This window comes from Streptomyces lunalinharesii, from assembly GCF_039532155.1.
Lineage (GTDB): Bacteria > Actinomycetota > Actinomycetes > Streptomycetales > Streptomycetaceae > Streptomyces > Streptomyces lunalinharesii.
The window spans coordinates 159,924-183,412 of the sequence record NZ_BAAARK010000003.1 but is presented as its reverse complement, the minus strand read 5'-3'; the positions used below and the strand labels follow the sequence as shown (position 1 = coordinate 183,412).

20 protein-coding genes, 1 pseudogene and 1 riboswitch are annotated in these 23,489 nt (G+C 72.4%); of the genes and pseudogenes, 7 read left to right on the top strand and 14 right to left on the bottom strand.

The window, feature by feature from the left end; all coding sequences use genetic code 11:
• Positions 1-107 precede the first annotated feature (107 nt).
• Complete coding sequence (gene mnmA / locus ABD385_RS06765) at positions 108-1,256, bottom strand: tRNA 2-thiouridine(34) synthase MnmA (protein WP_344574074.1); 1,149 nt, start codon at positions 1,254-1,256, stop codon at positions 108-110.
• A gap of 138 nt (positions 1,257-1,394) precedes the next feature.
• Here mnmA and ABD385_RS06760 point away from each other — a divergent pair, with 138 nt between their 5' ends.
• Positions 1,395-2,150 carry an N-acetylmuramoyl-L-alanine amidase gene (locus ABD385_RS06760; protein WP_425585358.1) on the top strand — a complete coding sequence of 252 codons (756 nt, stop codon included), beginning with the start codon at positions 1,395-1,397 and terminating at the stop codon, positions 2,148-2,150.
• A 21-nt stretch (positions 2,151-2,171) separates the two neighbouring features.
• Here ABD385_RS06760 and ABD385_RS06755 read toward each other — a convergent pair whose 3' ends face one another.
• Positions 2,172-3,341, bottom strand: coding sequence for a cysteine desulfurase family protein (locus ABD385_RS06755; RefSeq protein WP_344574073.1), 1,170 nt, complete (start codon positions 3,339-3,341; stop codon positions 2,172-2,174).
• Positions 3,342-3,579: 238 nt separating this feature from the next.
• On the opposite strand from ABD385_RS06755, the pseudogene ABD385_RS06750 reads away from it, so the two are divergent.
• Positions 3,580-3,906: pseudogene (locus tag ABD385_RS06750) on the top strand (alpha/beta fold hydrolase); the annotation flags it as partial.
• A 21-nt stretch (positions 3,907-3,927) separates the two neighbouring features.
• Here ABD385_RS06750 and ABD385_RS06745 read toward each other — a convergent pair.
• The gene (locus tag ABD385_RS06745) at positions 3,928-4,776 is read right to left on the bottom strand and encodes a thioesterase family protein (protein WP_344574072.1); all 849 of its coding nucleotides are present in this window, start codon (positions 4,774-4,776) and stop codon (positions 3,928-3,930) included.
• Positions 4,777-4,893: 117 nt separating this feature from the next.
• Between ABD385_RS06745 and ABD385_RS06740 the strand changes: the two genes are divergently transcribed.
• On the top strand, positions 4,894-5,526 hold the full coding sequence (locus ABD385_RS06740) for a trimeric intracellular cation channel family protein (protein WP_344574071.1): 633 nt from the start codon (positions 4,894-4,896) through the stop codon (positions 5,524-5,526).
• 4 nt (positions 5,527-5,530) lie between these two features.
• On the opposite strand, the gene ABD385_RS06735 is transcribed toward ABD385_RS06740, so the two are convergent.
• From ABD385_RS06735 to ABD385_RS06695, 9 genes are all read right to left on the bottom strand, one after another.
• Entirely contained in the window at positions 5,531-6,940 is a 1,410-nt protein-coding gene (locus tag ABD385_RS06735; protein WP_344574070.1) for a M1 family metallopeptidase, read from the bottom strand.
• Positions 6,941-7,039: 99 nt separating this feature from the next.
• The gene (locus ABD385_RS06730) at positions 7,040-8,215 is read right to left on the bottom strand and encodes an ABC transporter ATP-binding protein (protein WP_344574068.1); all 1,176 of its coding nucleotides are present in this window, start codon (positions 8,213-8,215) and stop codon (positions 7,040-7,042) included.
• On the bottom strand, positions 8,212-9,231 hold the full coding sequence (locus ABD385_RS06725; RefSeq protein WP_344574293.1) for an ABC transporter ATP-binding protein: 1,020 nt from the start codon (positions 9,229-9,231) through the stop codon (positions 8,212-8,214). Before ABD385_RS06725 ends, ABD385_RS06730 begins: the two co-directional genes overlap by 4 nt.
• 323 nt (positions 9,232-9,554) lie before the next feature.
• On the bottom strand, positions 9,555-10,565 hold the full coding sequence (locus ABD385_RS06720) for an ABC transporter permease (RefSeq protein ID WP_344574067.1): 1,011 nt from the start codon (positions 10,563-10,565) through the stop codon (positions 9,555-9,557).
• Between the two features lie 78 nt (positions 10,566-10,643).
• Positions 10,644-12,392: an ABC transporter substrate-binding protein gene (locus ABD385_RS06715; RefSeq protein WP_344574065.1), complete on the bottom strand. Its 1,749-nt coding sequence runs from the start codon at positions 12,390-12,392 to the stop codon at positions 10,644-10,646.
• Between the two features lie 80 nt (positions 12,393-12,472).
• Positions 12,473-13,471 carry an ABC transporter permease gene (locus tag ABD385_RS06710; RefSeq protein ID WP_344574064.1) on the bottom strand — a complete coding sequence of 333 codons (999 nt, stop codon included), beginning with the start codon at positions 13,469-13,471 and terminating at the stop codon, positions 12,473-12,475.
• Positions 13,472-13,879: 408 nt separating this feature from the next.
• A complete protein-coding gene (locus ABD385_RS06705; protein ID WP_344574063.1) occupies positions 13,880-14,671 on the bottom strand; it encodes an enhanced serine sensitivity protein SseB C-terminal domain-containing protein in 792 nt (263 codons plus the stop codon).
• A 53-nt stretch (positions 14,672-14,724) separates the two neighbouring features.
• The gene (locus tag ABD385_RS06700; protein ID WP_344574062.1) at positions 14,725-15,570 is read right to left on the bottom strand and encodes an enhanced serine sensitivity protein SseB C-terminal domain-containing protein; all 846 of its coding nucleotides are present in this window, start codon (positions 15,568-15,570) and stop codon (positions 14,725-14,727) included.
• 167 nt (positions 15,571-15,737) lie between these two features.
• Positions 15,738-16,451: an AAA family ATPase gene (locus tag ABD385_RS06695; RefSeq protein WP_344574292.1), complete on the bottom strand. Its 714-nt coding sequence runs from the start codon at positions 16,449-16,451 to the stop codon at positions 15,738-15,740.
• Positions 16,452-16,741: 290 nt separating this feature from the next.
• A riboswitch (glycine riboswitch) is annotated at positions 16,742-16,837 on the top strand.
• A gap of 153 nt (positions 16,838-16,990) precedes the next feature.
• Here ABD385_RS06695 and gcvT point away from each other — a divergent pair.
• The 4 genes from gcvT (at position 16,991) to ABD385_RS06675 (ending at position 21,697) form a co-directional block, all read left to right on the top strand.
• On the top strand, positions 16,991-18,118 hold the full coding sequence (gcvT, locus tag ABD385_RS06690) for a glycine cleavage system aminomethyltransferase GcvT (RefSeq protein WP_344574061.1): 1,128 nt from the start codon (positions 16,991-16,993) through the stop codon (positions 18,116-18,118).
• A 151-nt stretch (positions 18,119-18,269) separates the two neighbouring features.
• Positions 18,270-18,647 carry a glycine cleavage system protein GcvH gene (gcvH, locus tag ABD385_RS06685; RefSeq protein ID WP_344574060.1) on the top strand — a complete coding sequence of 126 codons (378 nt, stop codon included), beginning with the start codon at positions 18,270-18,272 and terminating at the stop codon, positions 18,645-18,647.
• 99 nt (positions 18,648-18,746) lie between these two features.
• Positions 18,747-20,006, top strand: a complete 1,260-nt coding sequence (gene glyA / locus ABD385_RS06680) for a serine hydroxymethyltransferase (protein ID WP_344574059.1) — start codon at positions 18,747-18,749, stop codon at positions 20,004-20,006.
• A 308-nt stretch (positions 20,007-20,314) separates the two neighbouring features.
• Complete coding sequence (locus ABD385_RS06675) at positions 20,315-21,697, top strand: L-serine ammonia-lyase (protein ID WP_344574057.1); 1,383 nt, start codon at positions 20,315-20,317, stop codon at positions 21,695-21,697.
• A gap of 87 nt (positions 21,698-21,784) precedes the next feature.
• On the opposite strand, the gene ABD385_RS06670 is transcribed toward ABD385_RS06675, so the two are convergent.
• Both ABD385_RS06670 and ABD385_RS06665 read right to left on the bottom strand, forming a co-directional pair.
• Positions 21,785-22,813, bottom strand: coding sequence for an HNH endonuclease (locus ABD385_RS06670; protein ID WP_344574056.1), 1,029 nt, complete (start codon positions 22,811-22,813; stop codon positions 21,785-21,787).
• Positions 22,810-23,457 carry a class I SAM-dependent methyltransferase gene (locus ABD385_RS06665; RefSeq protein WP_344574055.1) on the bottom strand — a complete coding sequence of 216 codons (648 nt, stop codon included), beginning with the start codon at positions 23,455-23,457 and terminating at the stop codon, positions 22,810-22,812. Before ABD385_RS06665 ends, ABD385_RS06670 begins: the two co-directional genes overlap by 4 nt.
• Positions 23,458-23,489 lie beyond the last annotated feature (32 nt).

The window sequence follows — 23,489 nt, the reverse complement described above, 5'->3', positions numbered from 1 at the left end:
ACCCGGCCGGCAGTCCCAGCCGTCCCGTCTTCGCCGTGACATTTGTCAGTGCCGCGCCGGGGCCCGCGGTGCGGGGCGGCCCGGTGCGGCCCGTGGTGCCGGTGGGGTCAGCCGGCCTGGTGCTGCGCCGCCGCGGGGGCCGGGCGGCGCGTGGTGCCGGCGATCGTCGCCGAACCGACCACCCGGGTGCCGTCGTAGAGGACGATGGCCTGGCCGGGGGCGACGCCGCGGACCGGCTCGGTGAAGGTGACGTGCAGGGTGTCGTCGACGACCTCCGCGCTGACCTCGGTCTCGCCGCCGTGGGCGCGGAGCTGGGCGGTGTAGCCGGCCGGGCCGGACGCCGGCGGGCGGCCGCACCAGCGGGGGCGGATCGCGGTGAGCGCCGTCACGTCGAGGGAGGCGGCCGGGCCGACCGTGACGGTGTTGTCCACCGGGGAGATGTCGAGGACGTAGCGGGGCTTGCCGTCCGGGGCCGGGCGGCCCAGCCGCAGGCCCTTGCGCTGCCCGATGGTGTAGCCGTAGGCGCCGTCGTGGGTGCCCAGGACCTCGCCGGACTCGTCGACGATGGGGCCCTCGGCGGCGCCCAGCCGCTTGGCGAGGAAGCCCTGGGTGTCGCCGTCGGCGATGAAGCAGATGTCGTGGCTGTCGGGCTTCTTGGCGACGAACAGGCCGCGGCGGGCGGCCTCTTCGCGGATCTCGGACTTGGTGGTGGGGGTGTCGCCGAGCGGGAACAGGGCGTGCGCCAGCTGCCGATCGTCGAGCACGCCGAGGACGTAGGACTGGTCCTTGGCCATGTCGGTGGCGCGGTGCAGCTCGCGGGAACCGTCGGCGCGCAGGATCACCTGGGCGTAGTGGCCGGTGCACACCGCGTCGAAGCCCAGGGCGAGCGCCTTGTCCAGGAGGGCGGCGAACTTGATCTTCTCGTTGCAGCGCAGGCAGGGGTTGGGCGTGCGGCCGGCCTCGTACTCCGCGACGAAGTCCTCGACCACGTCCTCGCGGAAGCGCTCGGCGAGGTCCCAGACGTAGAACGGGATGCCGATCACGTCGGCGGCGCGGCGGGCGTCGTGGGAGTCCTCGATGGTGCAACAGCCGCGGGCGCCGGTGCGGAACGACTTGGGGTTCTCGGACAGCGCGAGGTGGACCCCGGTGACGTCGTGGCCGGCCTCGGCGGCACGGGCCGCGGCGACGGCGGAGTCCACACCACCGGACATGGCGGCGAGGACGCGGAGGCGGCGGGGAGCGGCGGCATCAGTCATAGCCCCCCAAGAGTAGACGGAACCGGAACGCGGCCGGAAAGCGTTGTGGAGAACATGGCGGCGACGGATGAGGCGCGGGACGAGGTACGACGGCCTGCGGCCGGGGAACGGGGCCCTGCGGCCGGGGAACGGGGCCCCGTGGACGGGGAACGGGACGGCGGGCGACCTGGCGCGGCCGAGGCGGAGACCGGGCCGGAGGACGGGTCGGAGGAGGGGCCGGACGACGGCGGGCGATCGGCCGGGCGGCGGCTCACCCGGCGGCGGGCGCTGCTGCTCGGCGGCGGTGCCGCGGTGGCCGCCGGGGCGGCGGCGGTCGCCGCCCGCGAGGAGTTGGCGTCCTGGTGGTGGCGGCTGCCGGGGAACGGCCGGCCCCGTAAGGAGGGCGAGGTCGACTTCACCGGTGCGCAGTGGTCGGCCGCGTCCCCGGCCAACTACCGGCGGGCCAGCCGGCCGGACGACTACACCGTCGACCGGGTGGTGGTCCACGTCGTGCAGGGCAGCTTCGCCACCGCGCTCAAGGTCTTCCGGGACCCCTTCCACGAGGCGTCGGCGCACTACGTCGTCCGCGGTGACGGGCACGTCGCGCAGACCGTCCGCGAGCTGGACGTGGCCTTCCACGCCGGGAACCGCGGCTACAACGAGCGCAGCGTGGGCATCGAGCACGCGGGGTTCGTGGACCGACCGGAGTCCTTCACCGCGGAGATGTACGCCGCGTCGGCCCGGCTGACGGCCGGGATCTGCCGCCGGTACGCCTTCCCGGCCGACCGCGAGCACGTCGTCGGGCACGTCGAGGTGCCCGGCACCGACCACACCGACCCCGGGCCGCACTGGGACTGGGACCGCTACCTGGCGCTGGTCCGGGCCCAGCTGCGCCGGCCGGCGGGCCGGGCGTGACCCCCGGCCGGCCCGGGCCCGCTAGCTGAGCCCGGCGCCGCGGGCCCGCTCCACCACCGGACCGATGACCTCCGCCAGCGCCGCGACGTCCTCGGCGGTGGAGGTGTGGCCCAGCGAGAAGCGCAGCGTGCCGCGCGCGAGGTCCTGCGACATCCCGGTGGCCAGCAGGACGTGACTGGGCTGGGCGACGCCGGCGGTGCAGGCGGAGCCGGTGGAGCAGGCGATGCCCTGGGCGTCCAACAGCAGCAGCAGGGAGTCGCCCTCGCAGCCGGGGAAGGTGAAGTGGGCGTTGGCCGGCAGCCGGCCGGCCGGATCCGGGTCGCCGCCCAGGAGGGCGTCGGGCGCGGCGGCCCGCACGGCCTTGATCAGGTCGTCACGGAGCGCGCCGATGTCGCGGGCGAACTCCGCCCGGTGCGCGACGGCGTACCGGCCGGCCGCGGCGAACGCGGCGATGGCCGGGGTGTCGAGGGTGCCGGAGCGGACGTGGCGCTCCTGGCCGCCGCCGTGCAGCACCGGGACGGGGGCGTGTTCGCGGCCCAGCAGCAGCGCGCCGATGCCGTACGGCCCGCCGATCTTGTGGCCGGAGACGGTCATCGCGGCCAGCCCGGAGGCGGCGAAGTCGACGTCCAGCTGGCCGACCGCCTGGACCGCGTCGGCGTGCAGCGGGACCTCGAACTCCCGGGCCACCTCGGCCAGTTCGCGGATCGGTTGGATCGTGCCGATCTCGTTGTTGGCCCACATCACGGTGGCCAGCGCGACGTCGGCGGGGTTGCGGGCGAGCGCCTCGCGCAGCGCCTCGGCGTGCACCCGGCCGAGGGCGTCGACCGGCAGCCAGTCGACGGTGGCGCCCTCGTGCTCGGCGAGCCATTCGACGGCGTCCAGGACGGCGTGGTGCTCGACCGGGCTGGCCAGGATCCGGGTGCGCGCCGGATCGGTCGCCCGGCGGGACCAGTACAGGCCCTTCACCGCGAGGTTGTCGGCCTCGGTGCCGCCCGCCGTGAAGACGACTTCGCTGGGGCGGGCACCCAGGGAGGACGCGAGTGATTCCCGCGCCTCCTCGACGGTGCGCCGGGCTCGCCGGCCGGCGGCGTGCAGGGAGGAGGCGTTGCCGGTGACGGTCAGCTGGGCGGTCATCGCCTGCACCGCCTCCGGGAGCATCGGAGTGGTGGCGGCGTGGTCGAGGTAAACCATGGTGCGCCGATTCTACGAGCCCCCCGGGGGCGCGTGCCCCGCGCGGGGGCGCATCCGACGGGGCGCGGGCCCGCCGCGGCCTGGAGGGCACGTGACCTCCGTGATTTTCGCGCCCGGTACGAGATCAGCGACTCCACGGTGACGATCGTCGTCATCCATGTGGGCCGGGCGGGCTGACCCGCCCCTCGACATCCGGTGGAGTTCCCCAGCGCGTCGGGCGAGGTGCGGTGGAGCGCCCTCGGGCCACCCGGGGCTGCGGCCCGACGTGCTGGACCGCCTGGTCGCCCCCTGGTGCACGGAGCGGGGGCAGCCGGCGTTCTACCGGCAGATCGCGCAGAACGACCAGCGGTTCACCGACGAGGTGGCCGGGCGGTACGGGGAGAGCGCGATGCCGGTGCTGATCTGCTGAGGCGCCGAGGACAGTTGGATTCCGGTCGCCAAGGGGCACGAGCTGGCGGCCCGCATCCCCGGGGCGCGGCTGCGGCTGATCGAGGGCGCGGGCCACCTCGTGCAGGAGGACGCACCGGGCGAACTGGCGGCGGCGCTACGGGAGTTCGCGGGATAGCCCGGATCGGCCGGCGGGCGGCTACCGCGCCAGGATCGTGCGGGCCAGTTGGCGGGACTGGGCGACCAGGCGGTCGGCGGAGTCCCAGACCTCGGCGTCCTCCTCCAGGAAGCCGCCGGCCAGGTTGCGGGTGGTGATGGACACCCGCAGCGGACCGGGGGCCGGGCGGTGCCGGACGTGACAGGTCAGCTCGACGGTGGGGACCCAGCCGCTCAGGCCCAGGTCGAAGGCGGTGGGCGGCAGGCCGTCGACGGCCAGGAGGAGGGCGAGCGGGTCGGGCTCGCGGCCGTCGGCCAGGCCGAACCAGCCGCGCATCTCCCCCTTGCCGGAGGGCGCACCCACCGCCCAGCCCACGGTCGCCGGGTCCAGTCGGACGTCCAGGCGCTCGGTGATCGCGGTGCTGCCGGGAATGGCCGGCCGGTCGCCGGGGGCGCTGTCCGTGCCCAGGCAGTGTTCGTAGGGCGGGATGGCCGGCGGCTTGGCGGTGGTGCGGACGTCGTCGGGGAGGGCCGCCAGGTCGCCGTAGGTGGCGAGCACCCGGATCCGTTCGACCTCGGTGCCGTCGTCGGCGAACTGGACCAGGGTGGCGGTGCCGGTGGACAGCGTGCGGCCGGTGCGGACCACCTCCGTGCGGACGACGGCGGGGCCGGGGGCGGAGGCCGTCAGGTAGTGCGCGGTGAGGGTGAGCGGGTCGGGGTGCGGGAGCGCGTCGCCCAGGGCGCGGCCCAGCAGGGCGAGGAGGTAGCCGCCGTTCACCGCGTTGATGATCGTCCAGCCCGCGGAGAGGTGGGCGTCGTAGACGCCCGGGGCGCGCCGGGTGACCGCCGTGTCGCGGTCGAACTCGCTGTTTCCTGCGGTCACCGATGCCATGGCGGCACGCTACACGGATCCGTTACCGACCGGTAGTGTCAATTTCAAGGAACGGGCGGGGAGTCCGGTGGGGAACGCGCCCGGAGTGATCGACTCCGCGGCTGCCATCATGACCGCATGCTTCATGTGCTCTACCTGGTCGGCGTCTCGGCCTTCGCCGCGAGCGGCGTCCTGGCGGCCTACCGCGCCAACATGGACCCGTTCGGCGGTCTGGTCCTCGCGTTCGCCGCGTCCATCTCCGGCGGCACGCTGCGCGATCTGATCCTGGATCGGCGGCCGCTGTACTGGACGCACGACTGGGTGCTGCTGACGGTGATCATCTGCGTCGGCGTGGGCACCATCGTCTACCTGCGCTTCTGGTCCCTGCCGCGCAAGTCGCTGCTGGTCGTCGACGCGATCGGGCTCTCCGTGGTCACCGTGATCGGGGCCCGGGCGGCGATCACGGCGGGGGCCACCCCGCTCGCGGTGATCATCCTGGCGGTGCTGACCGGCGTGGCCGGCGAGGTCCTCCGCGACGTGCTGTGCGGGGAGTTCCCACCGCTGCTGCTGCGGGAGGACGTCTACGCCATAGCGGCGCTGGCCGGCGCCTGCTGCTACCTGCTGTTGGACCGCCTCGGGGCCGGGGCCAACCCCGCCGCGGTGGTCTCGGCGGGGTTGGTGTTCGCACTCCGGATGGGCGCGCTCTATCTGGGCCTGCACCTGCCCCGGCCGCAACAACTGCGCGACCGGGGCGGCAAGCAGGCCGACTAGCCGGTCACTCCCCCGGCAGCGCCGGGCGGCTTCGAGTGTCCAGCCAGGTGTGGAAGAGGTCACCCAGGCGCTGCCCGGAGACCTTCTCGGCCAGCGCGACGAAGTCGGCGGTGTCCGCGTTGCCGTAGCGGTGCCGGGCGGTCCAGGCCGGCAGCAGCCGGAAGAAGGCCCGGTCGCCGATGCGTTCGCGCAGCGCCTGGAGGGTCATCGCCCCACGCTCGTAGACCGCGTCGGAGAACATGGTGTCCCGCTGCGGGTCGGAGACCTTGATCTTCCAGAAGGCGTCGTCGGCCGGGGCGGCCGCGTACGCCTTGCGGAACGCGTCGTGGGCGGTGGTGGTGCCGCGGTGCTCGGACCACAGCCACTGGGCGTAGGTGGCGAAGCCCTCGTTGAGCCAGATGTCCTTCCACTGCCGGACCGAGACCGAATCGCCGAACCACTGGTGGGCCAGCTCGTGGACGATGGTGCTCTCGCTGCGTACCGCGGAGTAGGCCGGCTTGGACTGCACCTCCAGGGAGAAGCCGGCCTGCGGCATGTCGTCCACGATCGCGCCGGTCTCCTCGAACGGGTACGGCCCGAAGAGCTTCGACCAGTAGTCGGTGGCCTCGGCGGTGACGCCGTAGACGTCGACCTTGCCGGTCGGCAGGGTCGGGTCGGTGGCGACGTAGATCGGGGTGCCGCCCGGGGTGGTGCCGGTGCGCACGTCGAACTTCCCGATGGTGGCGGTGGCCAGGTACGGCGCCATCGGGCGGCTCTCGCGCCAGTGGAACCAGGACCGGCCGCCGCGCTCGCCGGAGCCGACCAGCCGCCCGTTGGAGACCCCGGTCAGCCCCTTGGGGGCGTCGATCCGGACGTCGTAGGTGGCCTTCTCGTCCGGGTGGTCGCTGGAGGGGAACCACGTCGAGGCGGCGTTCGGCTCGCAGGCCACGAACACCCCGTCCTTGGTCTTCATCCAGCCGTACTGGGAGCCGAAGACGATCGGGCCGCTGAGCGGTTGCGGGACGCCGTGGTAGACGACGGTGACCGCGAAGCGCTCGCCGCGGGAGAGCACGCGGCCGGGCCGGACGACGAGTTCGTCGCCGGTTCTGGAGAAGCGGGCGGGCCGGCCGTCGACCCGGACCTGGTCCACGGTCAGCTTCTGGAGGTCCAGGTCGAACGAGGAGAGGTCCTGGGTGGCACGGGCGGAGACGGTGGCCCGGCCGTCGAGCCGGCCCGAGTCGGGGTGGTAGCTGACGCCCAGGTCGTAGTGGAGCGGGGTGTAGCCGCCGTTGCCCAGGCCGGGGAAGTAGGGGTCGCCGATCCCGGGGGCGCCCGGGGTGGCGGCGGGGGCCGCGGCGATGGTGGCGGCCGAGGCCACCGCGGTGGCCAGGGCGAGCCAGCGGGAGGAGCGACGCGCAGAACGGGAGAGTGCCATGAGCCGTCCCTTCGGTTACGCGGATGCGAGAAGAACAACCGCGCCGACTCTGCACTCTCCCGCCCGGCTCCACCAGCGACTTTGCCAAGTCGTCAGGAGTTACTGCCCGGTTGGTGCCTTACCGCCCGAACTTTCGGTCGCCGCAACCGCGTTGGCGTCGGGACCGCCGTCCGCCTCCTCGGGGTGGTGGCAGGCCACCTGGTGCCCGGTCGCCAACTGGATCAGCGGCGGCTCGGTGGTGGCGCACTCCTCGGTCGCCTTCCAGCAGCGGGTGCGGAACCGGCAGCCGGACGGCGGGTTGATCGGCGAGGGCACGTCGCCCTTGAGCAGGATCCGGTCGCGCTGGGTGCGCCGCCTGGGGTCCGGCACCGGCACCGCGGAGAGCAGCGCCTTGGTGTACGGGTGCCGGGGCGAGGCGTAGAGCGCGTCCCGCTCGGCCAGTTCGACGATCTTGCCGAGGTACATCACCGCGATCCGGTCCGAGACGTGCCGGATGACCGAGAGGTCGTGCGCGATGATCACGTAGGTCAGGCCCAGCTCCTCCTGGAGGTCGTCCATGAGGTTGACGACCTGGGCCTGGATGGAGACGTCGAGGGCGGAGACCGGCTCGTCGGCGACCACCAGCTTGGGCTTGAGGGCCAGCGCCCGGGCGATCCCGATGCGCTGGCGCTGCCCGCCGGAGAACTCGTGCGGATAGCGGTTGTAGTGCTCCGGGCTCAGGCCCACCAGCTCCAGCAGCCGCTGCACCTCCTTCTTGACCCCGCCCTCGGGCTCGACGCCCTGGAGCCGGAAGGGGGTGGAGACGATCCCGCCGATGGTGTGCCGCGGGTTCAGCGAACCGTACGGGTCCTGGAAGATCATCTGGATGTCGCGGCGCAGCGGGCGCAGCTTGCCCGGGGACAGGTGGGTGATGTCCCGGCCCTCGAACTCGACGGCACCGCCGGTCGGTTCGTCGAGCCGGGTGATCAACCGCCCCATCGTGGACTTGCCGCAGCCGGACTCGCCGACGACGCCCAGCGTCTCACCGGGGAAGACGTCGAAGTCGATGCCGTCGACCGCCTGGACGGCGCCGACCTTGCGCTTGAGCAGGCCCTTGGTGATCGGGAAGTGGCGGACCAGGCCGCGGACCGTGAGCAGCGGCCGGTCCTGGGCGGCCCGGCCGGGCTGCGCGGCCGGTTCGCCCTTCTCGTGCGTCCCGGTGGTCTCGGTTGTCCCGGTGGTCTCGGTTGTCCCGGTGGTCTCGGGGGTCTCGGTCGTCTCGGGGGTCTCGGTCACAGCTTCGGCGCAATCTCTTCGGTCCAGATACGCTGCCGCTCCTCCTGCGGCAGGTGGCAGGCCGAGTGGTGCCGGCCGTCGACCTGCTGCAGTTCGGGGCGCACCGTGCGGGTGACGTTGTCCTTGGGGACGTCCGCGTACGGGCAACGGGGGTTGAAGGCACAGCCGGACGGCACGTTGATCAGGCTGGGCGGCGAGCCCTTGACCGGGATCAGCCGGTCGGTCTGGTCACGGTCGATCCGCGGCATGGAGCCGAGCAGGCCCCAGGTGTAGGGGTGCTGCGGGGTGGCGAACACCTTGTCCGAGGGGCCCCGTTCCACGCACCGCCCGCCGTACATCACCAGCAGGTCGTCGGCGAGTTCGGCGACCACCCCGAGGTCGTGGGTGATGATGATGACCGCCGAGCCGAACTCCTTCTGCAGATCGCGGATCAGGTCCAGGATCTGCGCCTGGACGGTGACGTCCAGTGCGGTGGTCGGCTCGTCCGCGATCAGCAGCTCGGGGTTGTTGACCAGCGCCATCGCGATCATGGCGCGCTGGCGCATGCCGCCGGAGAACTGGTGCGGGTGGTCGTCCACCCGCTTGTCGGGCTGCGGGATGCCGACCCGGTCGAGCATCTCCACGGCCCGCTTGCGCGCGGTCTTCTTGTTGACCTGGTGGTGGACCCGGTACGCCTCCACGATCTGGCTGCCGACCGTGTAGAAGGGGTGCAGCGCGGAGAGCGGGTCCTGGAAGATCATGGCCATCTGACGGCCGCGCAGCCGGCGCACCTCGTCGGGCTCGGCCGAGACGAGTTCCTTGCCGTCGAGCCAGATCTCGCCGGACATCCGGACCTTGTTGCGCTGCTGGCGGGAGGCCCGGTGCAGGCCCATGATCGCCAGTGAGGTCACCGACTTGCCGGAGCCGGACTCGCCGACGATGCCGAGCGTCTTGCCCTTCTCCAGACGGAAGGTCAGCCCGTCGACGGACTTCACCAGCCCGTCGTCGGTGGCGAAGTGCACCTTCAGGTCCCGCACTTCGAGGAAGGCGGACGGGGTGGCCGCGGACTCGGCGACGGGCTCGGCGGTGGCCTTGGGCCCGGCCTCGGCCTTCGGCTGGGCCTCGGGCTCGGCTTCGGTCTCGGGCGCGGCCTCGACCGGGGTCGCATCTGCCGTGGCGGCTTCGGCCTCGGCCTCGGAGGCTTCGGTTGCAGCAGCATCGGCCTTGGGCGCCTCGGGCGCCTCGGCCTCGGCCGTATCGACCTCGGGCGCTTCGGACTTGGCGGCGGCCGGCCCGGCCGGCGCGGTCCCGTCGGCGGCGGGCTGCCCGGTCGCCGTGGTCTTGTCCTCGGAAGAGTCGGTCACGAGAGCCTCACCCGCGGGTCGACGGCGGCGTACAGAACGTCCACCACCAGGTTGCACATGACGATGAAGAACGCGGCGAGCAGGGTGACGCCGAGGATGTTCGGCAGGTCGTTGGCGTTGATGGAGTCCACCGCGAAGGCGCCGACGCCCTTCAGCGAGAAGACCTGTTCGGTGATGAGCGCGCCACCGAGCAGCAGGCCCAGGTCCATGCCGAAGACGGTGATGATCGGGGTGAGCGCGGCCCGCAGGCCGTGCCGGACGACCACCCGGCGCTCCCGCAGGCCCTTGGCGCGGGCCGTGCGGATGTAGTCCTCGCTCAGCGTCTCCAGCATGCCGGCCCGGGTGAGCCGGGCGTAGAGCGCGGAGTAGAGGAAGGCCAGGGTCACCCAGGGCAGGACCAGGGTCCGGGCCCAGCCGAACGGATCGTCCAACAGCGGGACGTAATCGCTGCGTTCGAAGATCGGCCACTGGTAGGTGAACAGGGCCAGGGCCAGCGCACCGGTGAAGAACATCGGGAGGGAGACGCCGGCCAGGGCCACGCCCATCGCCATCCGGTCGAAGATCGAACCGGGGCGGAGCGCGGAGAGCACGCCGGTGGCGACGCCGGAGACGACCCACAGCACCGCGGCGCCGGCGGCCAGCGACAGGGTCACCGGGAGCCGGGACTGGATCTCCGGCCAGACCTCCAGGTGGGTCTTGAAGGAGTACCCGAAGCACGGCACGTGGCACCGGGCCGCCTCGGGCCCGAACTTGTAGTCGACGCCGACGAAGATGCCCTTGAGGAAGTCCCAGTACTGCTCGTACACGGGCTTGTCCAGGCCGAGGTTCTGCTTGACCGCGGCGATGTCCGCGGGCGTGGGGGCCTTACCGATGTACTGCTGGGCAAGCTGGTCGGTGCTCTGCCCGGCCAGTTTCGGCAGCAGGAAGAAGATGCCGAAAGTGACCGCGCTGACGATCAGCAGCAGGATCACTGCGCTGATCAACCTGCGGATGATGTACGAGAACACGGGGATGCGGCGCCGGTGCCGCGGGCCGGGAGCGACCGGCCCGCGGACACCAATGCCTTCACCTGCCTTCCAGGGCTGCTACTTCTTGACGCCGATGTTGAGGTAGTCGTACTCACCGCTGAAGGCCGAGGTGGACACCAGGTTGGTGGCCTTGGGCGAGCGGTACATCAGGACCTTGAAGTAGGTCAGCGGGACGATCGCCGCCTGCTCCATCGCCTTCCGGTCGATGTCCCCGTACGCCTTCTCGCGGGCGGCCTGGTCGGTGTTGGCGATGGCGCCGTCGAGCAGCTTGTTGATCTCCGGGTCGTCCAGCTGGGACAGGTTGGAGTTGCCGGACTGGCTGATCGCCTTGCCGTTCAGGATCTGCTGGAGGTAGCCGTAGCCGGTCGGGAAGTCGGCGCCCCACTGCATCATCATCAGACCGACGTTGTTGGACTTGTCGAACTCCGGCACACCGGCGTAGTCCGAGAAGTACTTGCTGGTCGGGTAGGACTGGATCTTGGCGTTGATGCCGATCTTCTTCAGCGAGCCGATCACCGAGGTGGCCGCGTCGATCTCGTCCTGACGGTCGTTGCGGGCCAGGATCGTGGTGTTGACGTTGCCGGCGCCGCACTTCTTCCAGTGCGCCTTGGCCTCGGTCAGGTCCAGGTTGTCGCCGTCGTACTTCTGCGGGTACAGGTCGAACTTCTGGTAGCCGGCGATGTCCGTCGGCAGGACCGTGGAGGCGATGTCACCGCGGATCGGGCCGCCGAGCGCGGTCTGCACGGACTTCTTGTCGATGGCGTACTCGACGGCCTTGCGGCACTCGACGTTGTTGAACGGCGCCACCTTGGTGTTGATCGCCGTGTAGACCAGGCGCTGGCCGAGCGCGTTGTCGGTGTGGGACTTCTGCGTGGGGTCGGTCAGCAGCTGGGCCTGGGTCTGACCGTCGACGCCGCGGCCGGCCATGTCCACCATGGTGTTGCCGGACTGCAGGTCCTTGTCGATGGTCGACTGGGCGACCTTCAGGTTGAGGACGATCTTGTCCGGCAGCTGCTTGCGCAGCGGGTCGGTCGCGGCCGACCACTGCGGGTTGCGGACCAGGGTGAGCTGCTTGCCCTCCTGGTAGTTCTCGAACTTGTACGAGCCGGTGGACATCACGTGCTTGGTGTAGTCCGCGCCCTTGTCCTTCGCCTGCGGCACCGGAGCCGTCTGCGGGGCGCTGACCAGGTAGTCGAACTCGGCGAACGGCTTGTTCAGGTGGAAGACGATCGTCTGGGCGTCGGGCGTCTCTACGGACTTGAGCCCTTCCTTGCCCTTGTCCTTGTACGGGCCCTTGTAGCCGCCGTCGTTGTCCTGGAGGAACTGCTGGAAGTAGTTCGGGCCCAGGGAGAGGGTGTCGCGGGCGAAGTTGCTGCGCTCCACCGCGTACTTGACGTCCTGCGAGGTGACGGGGGTCCCGTCCTCGAACTTCACGCCCTTGCGCAGCTTGTACGTCCAGGTCTTGCCGCCGTCGCTGGGCTTGCCCATGGACTCGGCGAGGTCCGGGGCCAGCTCCTCGCCCTTGGTGCCGGCACCGGGCTTGAAGGTGGTCAGCGGACGCGCGTAGAGGCGGCTGAAGTTGTAGACGAAGGCGTAGTACGTGTTGCCCGGGTCGAACGACTCGGGGGCGTCGCTCATCGCGTAGGTGAGGGTGCCCCCCTTCTCGTCCGAGGCGTTGACGACGCCCTTGGTGGCGGCGTTGGCCCCGGCCGAACTGTCGGAGGAAGCCTTTCCGCCGCAGCCGGCCAGCAAAAGGCCCGCACTGGTGATGGCCGCGACAGTCGCGACCGGAAGTGACCTTCGCATGATGCTCGGTGACCCCTTCGTTCGTCGTGAAACGTCAGATCGAAACGGCTAGAAGGTGAGGTGTCCGGACGGGCGGCCGCTCAGCGGCTGCGCGGGTCCAGCGCGTCCCTCAGACCGTCACCGAGCAGGTTGAACGCCAGCACGGTGACGAAGATCGCGAGGCCGGGGACGATCATGTACTGGGGATCGACCTCGTAGTACTTGACCGCCTGGGTGAGCGTGCCGCCCCAGGACGACTGGGGTGGCTGGATGCCGACGCCCAGGAAGCTCAGCGCCGCCTCGAAGAGGATGTTGGAGGGGATCAGCAGCGTCGAGTAGACGATGATCGGTCCCACAAGGTTGGGCAGGAGTTCCCGGAAGAGGATGAACGGCCCGCGGGCGCCCAGTCCACGGGCGGCGGACACGAACTCCCGCTCCCGCAGCGACAGGGTTTGGGCCCGCACGATCCGGCCCATGTAGGGCCAGTTGAAGAAGCCGATCACGAAGATCAGGACCGAGATGTGCAGCGGCAGGCCGTCCAGTCCGAACGCACCGCCCTGCAACGACGCGGAGATCGCGATGGCGAACAGCAGCAGCGGGAAGGCCAGGAAGACGTCCATCATCCGGCTGATGAAGGCGTCCACCCGCCCGCGGTAGAAGCCGGCGACCACGCCCATGACAGTGCCGATGGCCACCGACAGCAGCGTCGCGCCGAACGCCACGAGCAGCGACACCCAGGAGCCTTCGAGGATCCGGGAGAGCAGGTCGCGGCCGAACTTGGGGTCCACGCCCAGGAGGTGGTCGGCACTCATCCCGCCGAAGTCGCCCTTGGGCAGGGTGGTGTTGGGGTCGATCAGGTCTTGGTGCGGCTGGTTCGGGTCCAGGCCGAACAGGTGCTGCAACGGACGGGACAGCGCGGCGATCAGGATGAGCAGGATGACAACGATGGCACCCGCCATCGCGACCTTGTCGCGACGAAAGCGCAGCCACGCGATCTGGCCCAGCGAGCGGCCCTCGATGCGCTTGCTCTCCACGCCCTCCAGCACCGCTTCCGGCTGCGCCTCAGCAGCCGCCCCGGTGGTCTCAATCGGTGCGGTCACGGTGCTTCAGAACCCCTCCCGGCCGACGGTGGACGGCCTGTGCCCGCCGCGGTAGCGGCCTGGTCGGTAACCTCACTGGTGTTCCCCTGCCGCCATCTCCTCCGGGTCTCGCGGGAGTCGGCACTGCGGACGGATCAAAGGTGCGCAGGACAACGGCGGGGAACGACGTTCGTACAAAGGACCGAGGTCCTCGATGCCGGGAGTCTTCATCCGAGTCGCGATCAGTCACCAGCCCTGACGGTGAATGGATGCGCAACTGTGATGTGCTCCGCGGCTTTCCGTTATACGAACAGCAGGGCCGACTGAGCGGTGCGCCGGGCGCTCGGGAGGGGCGTCAACCGGCGTGCAGATGAGGGGAATCCGGCGCAAGGCCGGCGGCGGGCGGGGCCGTGCGGGCGCCCGCCGGCGTCAGTAGGGGCGGGGGTAGCCGTACCCGTAGGTGGGTCCGGGCGCGGGCGGCTGGGCGTAGCCGTCGCGGTCGAAGAACGGGCGGGCGCAGGCCCGCATCCACATCCCCACCGGGTCGTACTCGTCGTTCATGGCGACCGTGGAGACCGGCAGTCCGTCCGGCACCGCGCCCATCGACTGCTGGATCATCATCCGGGCGGCGTCCACCGACGGCTGCCCGGTGTCGTACAGGTCCAGCCCGATCGCCAGATAAGGGGCACCGAGGGCGGGTTGCACCCATGCGCGGCGCAACGCGCGCACCGGGGGCGTCCGGTGGGCGTTCTGCGCGAGCAGGGCGTAGAACTGCGGGATGTCGATGACCGGTTCGGAGATCCGCAGCGGCCCGGCCGGCAGGCGGTCGAGGCCGGCGGCGATCCGGCGCAGGTCGAGCCAGGGGACGCCGACCCCGCCGCCGGGAGCGTGCGGATTCAGCCACAGGCCCCAGCGGTCCGGGAAGAGCGAGGCGGCGATCTCGGGGCCGCTGACGAGTTCGTGGTCGCGGGTCCAGCCGGAGGCGGCGAGCTCGGCGGCGGAGGTCACGCAGGGCGCGTAGCCCAGCCCGTCGACCTCCATGTTGCCGTACTGCGCGTCGGGTTGACCGGCCCGGCCGTGCCACAGGAGCATCCAGACCTGCCCGTGCGCGAGGGCCCCCAGCAACGCCTCGTAGGCGTCGTAGCGCCCGGGCGAGACCTGCCGCAGCATCTGCTCGACCTGGTCGGCCGCCGCCGCTCCCTGATGCGCACCCGCGCTCACGTGGTCCGTCCCTTCTGCCGGCAGGGCCTGCGCCCGCCCGTCGTTCCCCCAGCTTACGAGTGGCCCCGGGTGTAGAAGGGCCGCACGCGCTCCAGCATCCAGTCGGCGACCGGATCGCCCTGGGCGATGTCGAGCAGCACCAGCTGGACCGGCCAGGGGACCGGCACCTGACCCAGCGCCTGCCCCAACGCGTGGAGGACCTCGTCGCGGGCGCTGCCGTCGTGCAGCCGCTCGGGGGCGACGTCGAGCTGCACTCCGACGAAGAGCGCCGGCGTGTCGCCCTCGACGCTGGCCAGTGCGCGCCGGGCGGACAGCACGCACCCGGCGGCGGAGAACGCCAGGCCGGCGGCGGCGAGGAAGTCCACCGGCTCGTCCTGCCAGTCCGGTTCGAAGAGCCGGACCCGGGCGCCACCGACCGGCGGACCGTCCAGGTCCGACCGTCCGGACCGACACAATTCGGCCACGGCGGGCGGCGGCAGCGGCACGCCGACCGTGCCGCCCGGATTGACCGCGACGCCCAGCAGCGGCGGCAGCCCGCGGGCGAACTCCCGGGCCGGCGCGACGGTGTACGACAGGTGCGCGCCGACGGCCTTCAGGAACTCCTGCTCGGAGCTGAAGACCGGGACGTACGCGACGCCGCCGATCTCGACGGTCGGCAGGTCGAGGCCGCCCGCCCCGGGACCCGCGCTGTCCGGGCCGCCGCCCTCTGGCAGCGGCACCCACACCCGGCTGCGGCCCAGCACCTCGACGATCCGTCCCCCGGCCTCGGGGTGTCCGACCGACGCGGCCAGCACCTGCTCCAGCTCGTTGGCCGGCCAGGCCAACTGCGGTATCCCCGCGTCCGGGACGCACCCCGGCACCGGACCGCCGTGCTGCGGGTAATTGTCCGGATAGTTCATCTCACCCACCCATTACTGGCCGCGCTCCCCGGCCCCTGACCCTGGGGGCGGACCCGCCGACCCGCCCGGTGGATCAGACCCTAACCGGGAAAGCACCGCGCGCCGAAGCCGGCGGCGGCCCCGAGGTGCGCCGGAGCCGAACCGGACGCGGGCGCTCCGGCGCCGGCTCAGCCGAAGGTGACGCGCTCCAACGCCCCGGCGGCGGCCCGGTCCAGCAGCACCGCGGAGCCGAACCCCGACGGGAGCCGGGCCGCCTCGGCCCGGGCGACCAACCGGCGCACCGCCCTGCGGTGCCGGGCGAAGGCGTACCGCGAGACCCGCCGGCCGCGCGCCCGTTGGCCGGTCAGCGCAGCCTCGGGCTCCACGTCGAGCAGCATCAGGTGCACCCGTCGGCCGTCGCGCAGCGCCGCCCGGGAGAGCCAGCGCCGCACCCACGCCAACGTCCCGCAGTCGTGCACCACCACGCTCGCGCCGGAGCGCAGCGCGCGGCGCAGCACCAGATAGTGCGCCACCCGGACCAGCGGGCGGTAGAGGGTGTAGGGCAGGCGGCGCAGCCGGCCGCGCTGCCAGCGCTCCCGGGCGTCCTGGGAGTCCACGCGGTGCACCCGGGTGCCGCGGCCGTCGCGCCGCGGCACGACCCGGCCCATCAGGGTGCTCTTGCCGCTGCCCGGCAGGCCGGAGACGACGATCAGGTCGCCGGGCGGGAAGCGGAGCGCGGTGCGCGGCGTGCGGTCGGCGCCGCGCAGGTCGGTGATCCGCGGCCGGGCGGCCGGGCGGGCGGCGGGGCGGCGCGTCGCCCGGGGCGCGGTCGGCGCCGGGCCGGGCTCCGGCACGGCGGCCCCCGCCGTCGTCGCGTACGCCGCTTCGCTGTGCACCGTGATCGCCCCTCCCCGTCGGATCGGGCCGGATGTCCGGGCCCGGCCTTCCCGCAGAGTGTCAAGAAAAGGTAATGCGCAGCAAGGCGATTGCCCATCGGGGCACCGGAATTGACGGGCCGGAGGTGCCGTCGGGCGGCCCGGTGGCGGCGCCCGCGGGCCGTGCGCGGGGCGGGCGACCGGCCGCGGAGCGACGGCTGGGACTCCTGCATCCGGCGATCCCGTGCAATGATGTGGCCGCCACGGGCCCACCACTGGTCACTCGTGCACAGCCAGCCAATTGCATACCGGCCGCTTGAATCCGCGCGGGAGAGTCCCCGGCCGCCACGGCGGGGCGCCGAAGGAGCAAGTCCTCCCTTGAATCTCTCAGGCCCCTATACCGCGCGGGCGAGGCAGATCTGAAAAGCGAGTCGCGGCCCGGCTGAAGGGGGGCGGCTCCACCCAAGGTGCAAACCGGGTCCGTCCGCGGACTCCCGGTGAACCTCTCAGGTTCCGATGACAGATGGGGAGACCGTCTTGTCACCCATGCCTGGGAGCCCAGCACGATGACTGATGCCACTGACGCCCCCCGCCGCACCGCGCTGGATGCCACGCACCGCGCGCTCGGCGCGACCATGACCGACTTCGCCGGCTGGGACATGCCGCTGCGCTACAGCAGCGAACGCGAGGAGCACGTCGCGGTGCGCACCCGCGCCGGTCTCTTCGACCTCTCCCACATGGGCGAGATCACCGTCACCGGTCCCCAGGCCGGTGCGCTGCTCGACCACGCGCTGGTCGGCAACATCGGCGCCCTCAAGGTCGGGCGGGCCCGCTACACCATGATCTGCGCCCCCGACGGCGGCATCCTCGACGACCTGATCGTCTACCGCCTCGCCGAGCGGGAGTTCATGGTCGTCGCCAACGCCTCCAACGCCCAGGTGGTGCTGGACGCGCTGGCGGCACGGCAGGCCGGCTTCGACGCCGCGGTCCGCGACGACCGGAACGCCTACGCGCTGATCGCGGTGCAGGGCCCGGAGTCCCCCGGCATCCTCAAGAAGCTCACCGATGCCGACCTGGACGGGCTGAAGTACTACGCGGGGCTGCCCGGGACGGTCGCCGGCGTCGAGGCGCTGATCGCCCGGACCGGCTACACCGGTGAGGACGGCTTCGAGCTGTTCGTCCGCCCGGCGGACGCGGTCGCCGTGTGGGAGGCGCTGACCGCGGCGGGCCGGGACGTCGGCCTGGTCCCGTGCGGCCTGTCCTGCCGCGACACCCTGCGCCTGGAGGCGGGGATGCCGCTGTACGGGCACGAGCTGACGACCGCGCTCACCCCGTTCGACGCGGGCCTGGGCCGGGTCGTGAAGTTCGAGAAGGAGGGCGACTTCGTCGGCCGCGCGGCGCTGGCGACGGCCGCCGAGCGCGCCGAGCAGGCCCCGCCGCGCAAGCTGGTCGGCCTGGTCGCCGAGGGGCGCCGGGTGCCGCGCGCCGGCTACCCGGTCGTGGCGGCCGACGGCACGGTGATCGGCGAGGTCACCTCCGGGGCGCCGTCCCCGACGCTGGGCAAGCCGATCGCCATCGCCTACGTCGACGCCGGGCTCGCCGCGCCGGGCACCGAGGGCGTCCGGGTGGACATCCGCGGCACGCACGAGCCGTACGAGGTCGTCGCGCTGCCCTTCTACAAGCGGCAGAAGTAGGCACCGGCGCCGGTCGGTCCGCGGTGCCCGCCGTGGACCCGGGCCGTCGCGTCCGCCACCCGCGTCTCACTGGGCGAGACGCGCCCCCCGGAGTTCGTCCGGGAGGCGCCCCCATTCACCACCACACCCCCGCGTACAGGAGAATCGAGCCATGGACAACCCCCAGCAGCTGCGCTACAGCAAGGAGCACGAGTGGCTGTCGGACGCCGAGGGTGGCGTCTCGACGGTCGGCATCACCGAGCACGCGGCCAACGCCCTCGGCGACGTCGTCTTCGTGCAGCTCCCCGAGGTCGGGGCCACCGTCACCGCCGGCGAGTCCTGCGGTGAGCTGGAGTCGACCAAGTCGGTCAGCGACCTCTACTCGCCCGTGGACGGCGAGATCACCGCGGTCAACGAGGACGTCGTCGCCGACCCGTCGCTGGTGAACTCCGCCCCGTTCGAGGGTGGTTGGCTGTTCAAGGTGAAGATCACCGGTGAGCCGGAGGACCTGCTCACGGCCGACGCGTACACCGCCTTCACCGCCGGCTGACTCCCCCAGCTCACGCTGGGAGTGCCCTGGCCCCGGCCCCGCCACCGCACGGGCCGGGCCGCGGCGCCCCGCCCGCTCCCCCTCTCTCCAGGAAGTCCCATGTCGCTTCTGAACAGCTCCCTCCATGAGCTCGACCCCGACGTCGCCGCCGCCGTCGACGCCGAGCTGCACCGTCAGCAGTCCACCCTCGAAATGATCGCGTCGGAGAACTTCGCTCCGGTCGCCGTCATGGAGGCCCAGGGCTCGGTCCTGACCAACAAGTACGCCGAGGGCTACCCGGGCCGCCGCTACTACGGCGGCTGCGAGCACGTCGACGTCGTCGAGCAGATCGCCATCGACCGGATCAAGGCGCTCTTCGGCGCCGAGGCGGCCAACGTCCAGCCGCACTCCGGCGCGCAGGCCAACGCCGCCGCGATGTTCGCGCTGATCAAGCCGGGCGACACGATCCTGGGTCTGAACCTCGCCCACGGCGGGCACCTGACCCACGGCATGAAGATCAACTTCTCCGGCAAGCTCTACAACGTGGTGCCCTACCACGTCGACGAGAAGACCAACCTGGTCGACATGGAGGAGGTCGAGCGCCTCGCCAAGGAGCACCGGCCCAAGCTGATCGTCGCCGGCTGGTCCGCCTACCCGCGCCAGCTCGACTTCGCCGCCTTCCGCCGGATCGCGGACGAGGTCGGCGCGTACCTGATGGTCGACATGGCGCACTTCGCCGGCCTGGTGGCCGCCGGGCTGCACCCCTCCCCGGTGCCGCACGCCCACGTGGTGACCACCACCACGCACAAGACGCTGGGCGGCCCCCGCGGCGGCGTGATCCTGTCCACCGCCGAGCTGGCCAAGAAGATCAACTCCGCGGTCTTCCCCGGTCAGCAGGGCGGCCCGCTGGAGCACGTGATCGCCGCCAAGGCGGTGTCCTTCAAGGTCGCCGCGTCGGAGGAGTTCAAGGAGCGCCAGCAGCGCACCCTCGACGGCGCCCGGATTCTGGCCGAGCGCCTGATCCAGGACGACGTCAAGGAGCACGGCGTCTCGGTGCTCTCCGGCGGCACCGACGTCCACCTCGTCCTGGTCGACCTGCGCGACTCGGCGCTCGACGGCCAGCAGGCCGAGGACCGCCTCCACGAGGTCGGCATCACCGTCAACCGCAACGCCATCCCGAACGACCCGCGGCCCCCGATGGTCACCTCCGGCCTGCGGATCGGCACCCCGGCCCTGGCCACCCGCGGCTTCGCGGCCGAGGACTTCCGCGAGGTCGCCGACATCATCGCCGAGGCGCTCAAGCCCACCTACGACCGCGAGGCCCTCAAGGCCCGGGTCACGGCCCTGGCCGAGAAGTTCCCGCTGTACCCGTCGCTGTGACGGGCCGGTCACCGGGGCGCCACGGCCCCCGGTGACCAGGCGGCGGGCCGGTCCTGGGCCCGCCGCCGCCCACCGGGCCCACCGCCGGGCCTCCCCCGGCGCACCGCCCTTCCCTTCCTTCCCGGACGCCCTCCCCCGCCCACCGGCGCCGCGCCGTCCGGCTTCACCTCTCCTTCGCCCGCCCGCCCCTCCCCGGCCGGCGGCAATCCCCCGCGAGCGGGTTACGCTCAAGAGTCGGGCCGGAAACACCCCATCCTGCCCCGATGTGCTCCACCGTCCACCACGAGCAGACAAGGGAGTCAGCCCCCGTGGCCATCTCCGTCTTCGACCTCTTCTCCATCGGCATCGGCCCCTCCAGCTCGCACACGGTCGGGCCCATGAGGGCCGCCCGGATGTTCGCCCGCCGGCTCAAGAAGGACGGTCTGCTCGCCCAGACGGTCTCGGTGCGCGCCGAGCTGTTCGGCTCGCTGGGCGCCACCGGCCACGGCCACGGCACGCCCAAGGCCGTGCTCCTCGGCTTGGAGGGCCACTCCCCCCGCACCGTCAACGTCGAGTCCGCCGACGACGAGGTGGCGCGCATCCGCACCAGCGGCCGGCTGCGCCTGCTCGGCGCCGAGATAGGCACCGCGCACGAGATCGACTTCGACGAGCCCAACCAGCTGATCCTGCACCGCCGCCGCTCGCTGCCGTACCACGCCAACGGCATGACGCTCTTCGCCTACGACGAGGCCGGCGCGCCCCTGCTGGAGAAGACGTACTACTCGGTCGGCGGCGGCTTCGTCGTCGACGAGGACGCGGTCGGCGAGGACCGGATCAAGCTCGACGACACCGTCCTGACGCACCCCTTCCGCACCGGCGACGAACTGCTGCGGCTCTCCCGCGAGACCGGCCTGTCCATCTCCGCGCTCATGCTGGAGAACGAGAAGTCCTGGCGCACCGAGGAGGAGATCCGCGCCGGCCTGCTGGAGATCTGGCGGGTCATGGAGGCCTGCACCACCCGCGGCATGTCCCGCGAGGGCATCCTCCCCGGCGGCCTGAAGGTCCGCCGCCGCGCCGCCAACGCCGCCCGCGCGCTGCGCTCCGAGGGCGACGCGGCGGCCCGCGCCATGGAGTGGGTCACCCTCTACGCCATGGCCGTCAACGAGGAGAACGCCGCCGGCGGCCGGGTGGTGACCGCCCCGACCAACGGCGCGGCCGGCATCATCCCCGCTGTGCTGCACTACTACGTCAACTTCGTCCCGGGCGCCGACGAGGACGGGGTGGTCCGCTTCCTGCTCGCGGCCGGCGCCATCGGCATGCTCTTCAAGGAGAACGCCTCGATCTCCGGCGCCGAGGTCGGCTGCCAGGGCGAGGTCGGCTCCGCCTGCTCGATGGCCGCCGGCGGCCTGGCCGAGGTGCTCGGCGGCAGCCCCGAGCAGGTCGAGAACGCCGCCGAGATCGGCATGGAGCACAACCTCGGCCTGACCTGCGACCCGGTCGGCGGCCTCGTCCAGATCCCGTGCATCGAGCGCAACGGCATGGCCGCCGTGAAGGCCGTCACCGCCGCCCGGATGTCGCTGCGCGGCGACGGCCGCCACCACGTCTCCCTCGACAAGGTCATCAAGACCATGAAGGAGACCGGCGCCGACATGTCCGTCAAGTACAAGGAGACCGCCCGCGGCGGCCTCGCGGTGAACATCATCGAGTGCTGACCCCCGCTCCACGACGCCCCGGGCCCGCGCGACGCATGCCGCGCGGGCCCGGGGCGTCGGTGGAGGTGTCGGTGTCGGTGGGGCGACTCAGGTCACCAGGGCGCGCACCGCGCGGAGGAACGCGGGCCAGCCGCCCGCGCGGGCGTCGCCGTGCGTCGTCCGCATCTGGAGTTCCAGCGTCCGGCGGAGCGGGTGCGGGGAGCTCATGATCGCGGTGTTGCGGCGGGCCAGCCGCATCAGCTCCGCGTCCTTCGGCAGCCGGTCGCTCTTGGCGCCGTTGCACGCCTCGTGGGCCGGGGCGAGGTTCCACAGCAGGTCCAGATCGGGGCCCGGCCAGGGGCGGACCGCGCCGTACCGCGTCATCAGCGAGCGCGGGAAGACGTGGTCTACCTGGACCGCGGCGCCCGGGACGATCACGTCGTCGCAGAGCAGGCAGCGGTGGTGCTGGAACCCGATGACCGCGGGGGTGAGGTGGGCGATGGGCCGGCGGCGCCTGCGGTCGGTGAGGTACAGGGTGGTGCCGTCGACGCTCAGGCCGTCGGCGATCAGGCTCCGGCCGATGCCGGTGTCGAAGGCGTTCTCGACGATGCGCCAGCGCGCGCCGAGTTCGGTGCCGAGCCCGGGGGCCTGCTCCGACCCCGCGACGCTGCGGAGTGCGTCGGTGAACCGCACCGTTCGGCGGCCGCCCGTCCCGGGGCCCAGCTCGTAGAAGCGGTGCCCGAGCGCCTCGCCGCCGAGGTTGTGGAACTTCTGCATCACCATGACGGGCAGGGAGCGGACCGCAGCGGCCAGCAGCTCCTCGGTGGGGTGTCCCAGCCGGAGCGACGTGGCGCCCGCGCGGCCGAGGACGGTCAGGAAGTCCGTCGCTCCGCCGGCCGAGCCGTCCGGTGCCTGCGGGGCGTCGGTGGCGCGCTCGGCCAGGCTCAGCGCGTACGGCACCGCGAGGTCCGCCAGGGACACCTCCGCGTGCCCCTGCCCCGCCAGCTGGAGCAGCGCGTGTCCGAGGGCGAACTTGTACGTGCGGGAGTTGCGGCCCATCAGCACCGCCATCCGCCAGGACGCGCGCGGCGAGGGATCGGCCGCGAAGAACTCCTGCGCCTGCTCGATCGCCGTCATCCCGCCGCCGCTTCAGGCTTCTCCACGACGAGGTGGCTCCAGTGGACGTCCGCGCGGCCCAGGCGGTCGGCGCCACCGCCCGAGAGGTGGCGGACCCGCAGGCCGCAGCGCTCGGCCAGTGCGGCGGTCTCGTCACCGGGGACGTCGTACATCCGGCGGTCGGCGGGCGGCGGGCCGTTGCGCAGCGAGAGGACCAACCGGCCGGCCGGTGCGAGGAGTTCCGCCAGCCGGCGCATGGCCCAGGGCCGCTGGTCCGCGTCGAGGTGCATCCAGACGGCCGAGAGCAGGATCAGGTCGAGGCCGCCCGCCAGGGATTCCAGGGCGGGGAGCGCGCCCGTCCGCCAGGCGACCGGGGCGTCGGCGTGCAGCCGCCCGGCCACCTCGCGCAGCGCCGCCACCGGCTCCACGGCCACCACGTCGTATCCGCGGCGGGCCAGCGCGGCGGCGTCCCTCCCGGTGCCGGAGCCGATGTCGGCGGCGCGCGCCGGCGGGGCGGGCAGCAGGTGCAGGACCTCGGCGTGGACCTCCTCGAACGTGACGCTCTCGTACCGTTCGGCGAGCGCGTCGGCGAACTCGGCGTAATAGCGCTGGACGCCGTCCCCCGCCGAACGCGGGGTGGCGCCCGCCCCCTCGTGCTTGGTCATGCCGGTCAGCGTACGGCCCGCCACCGACACGG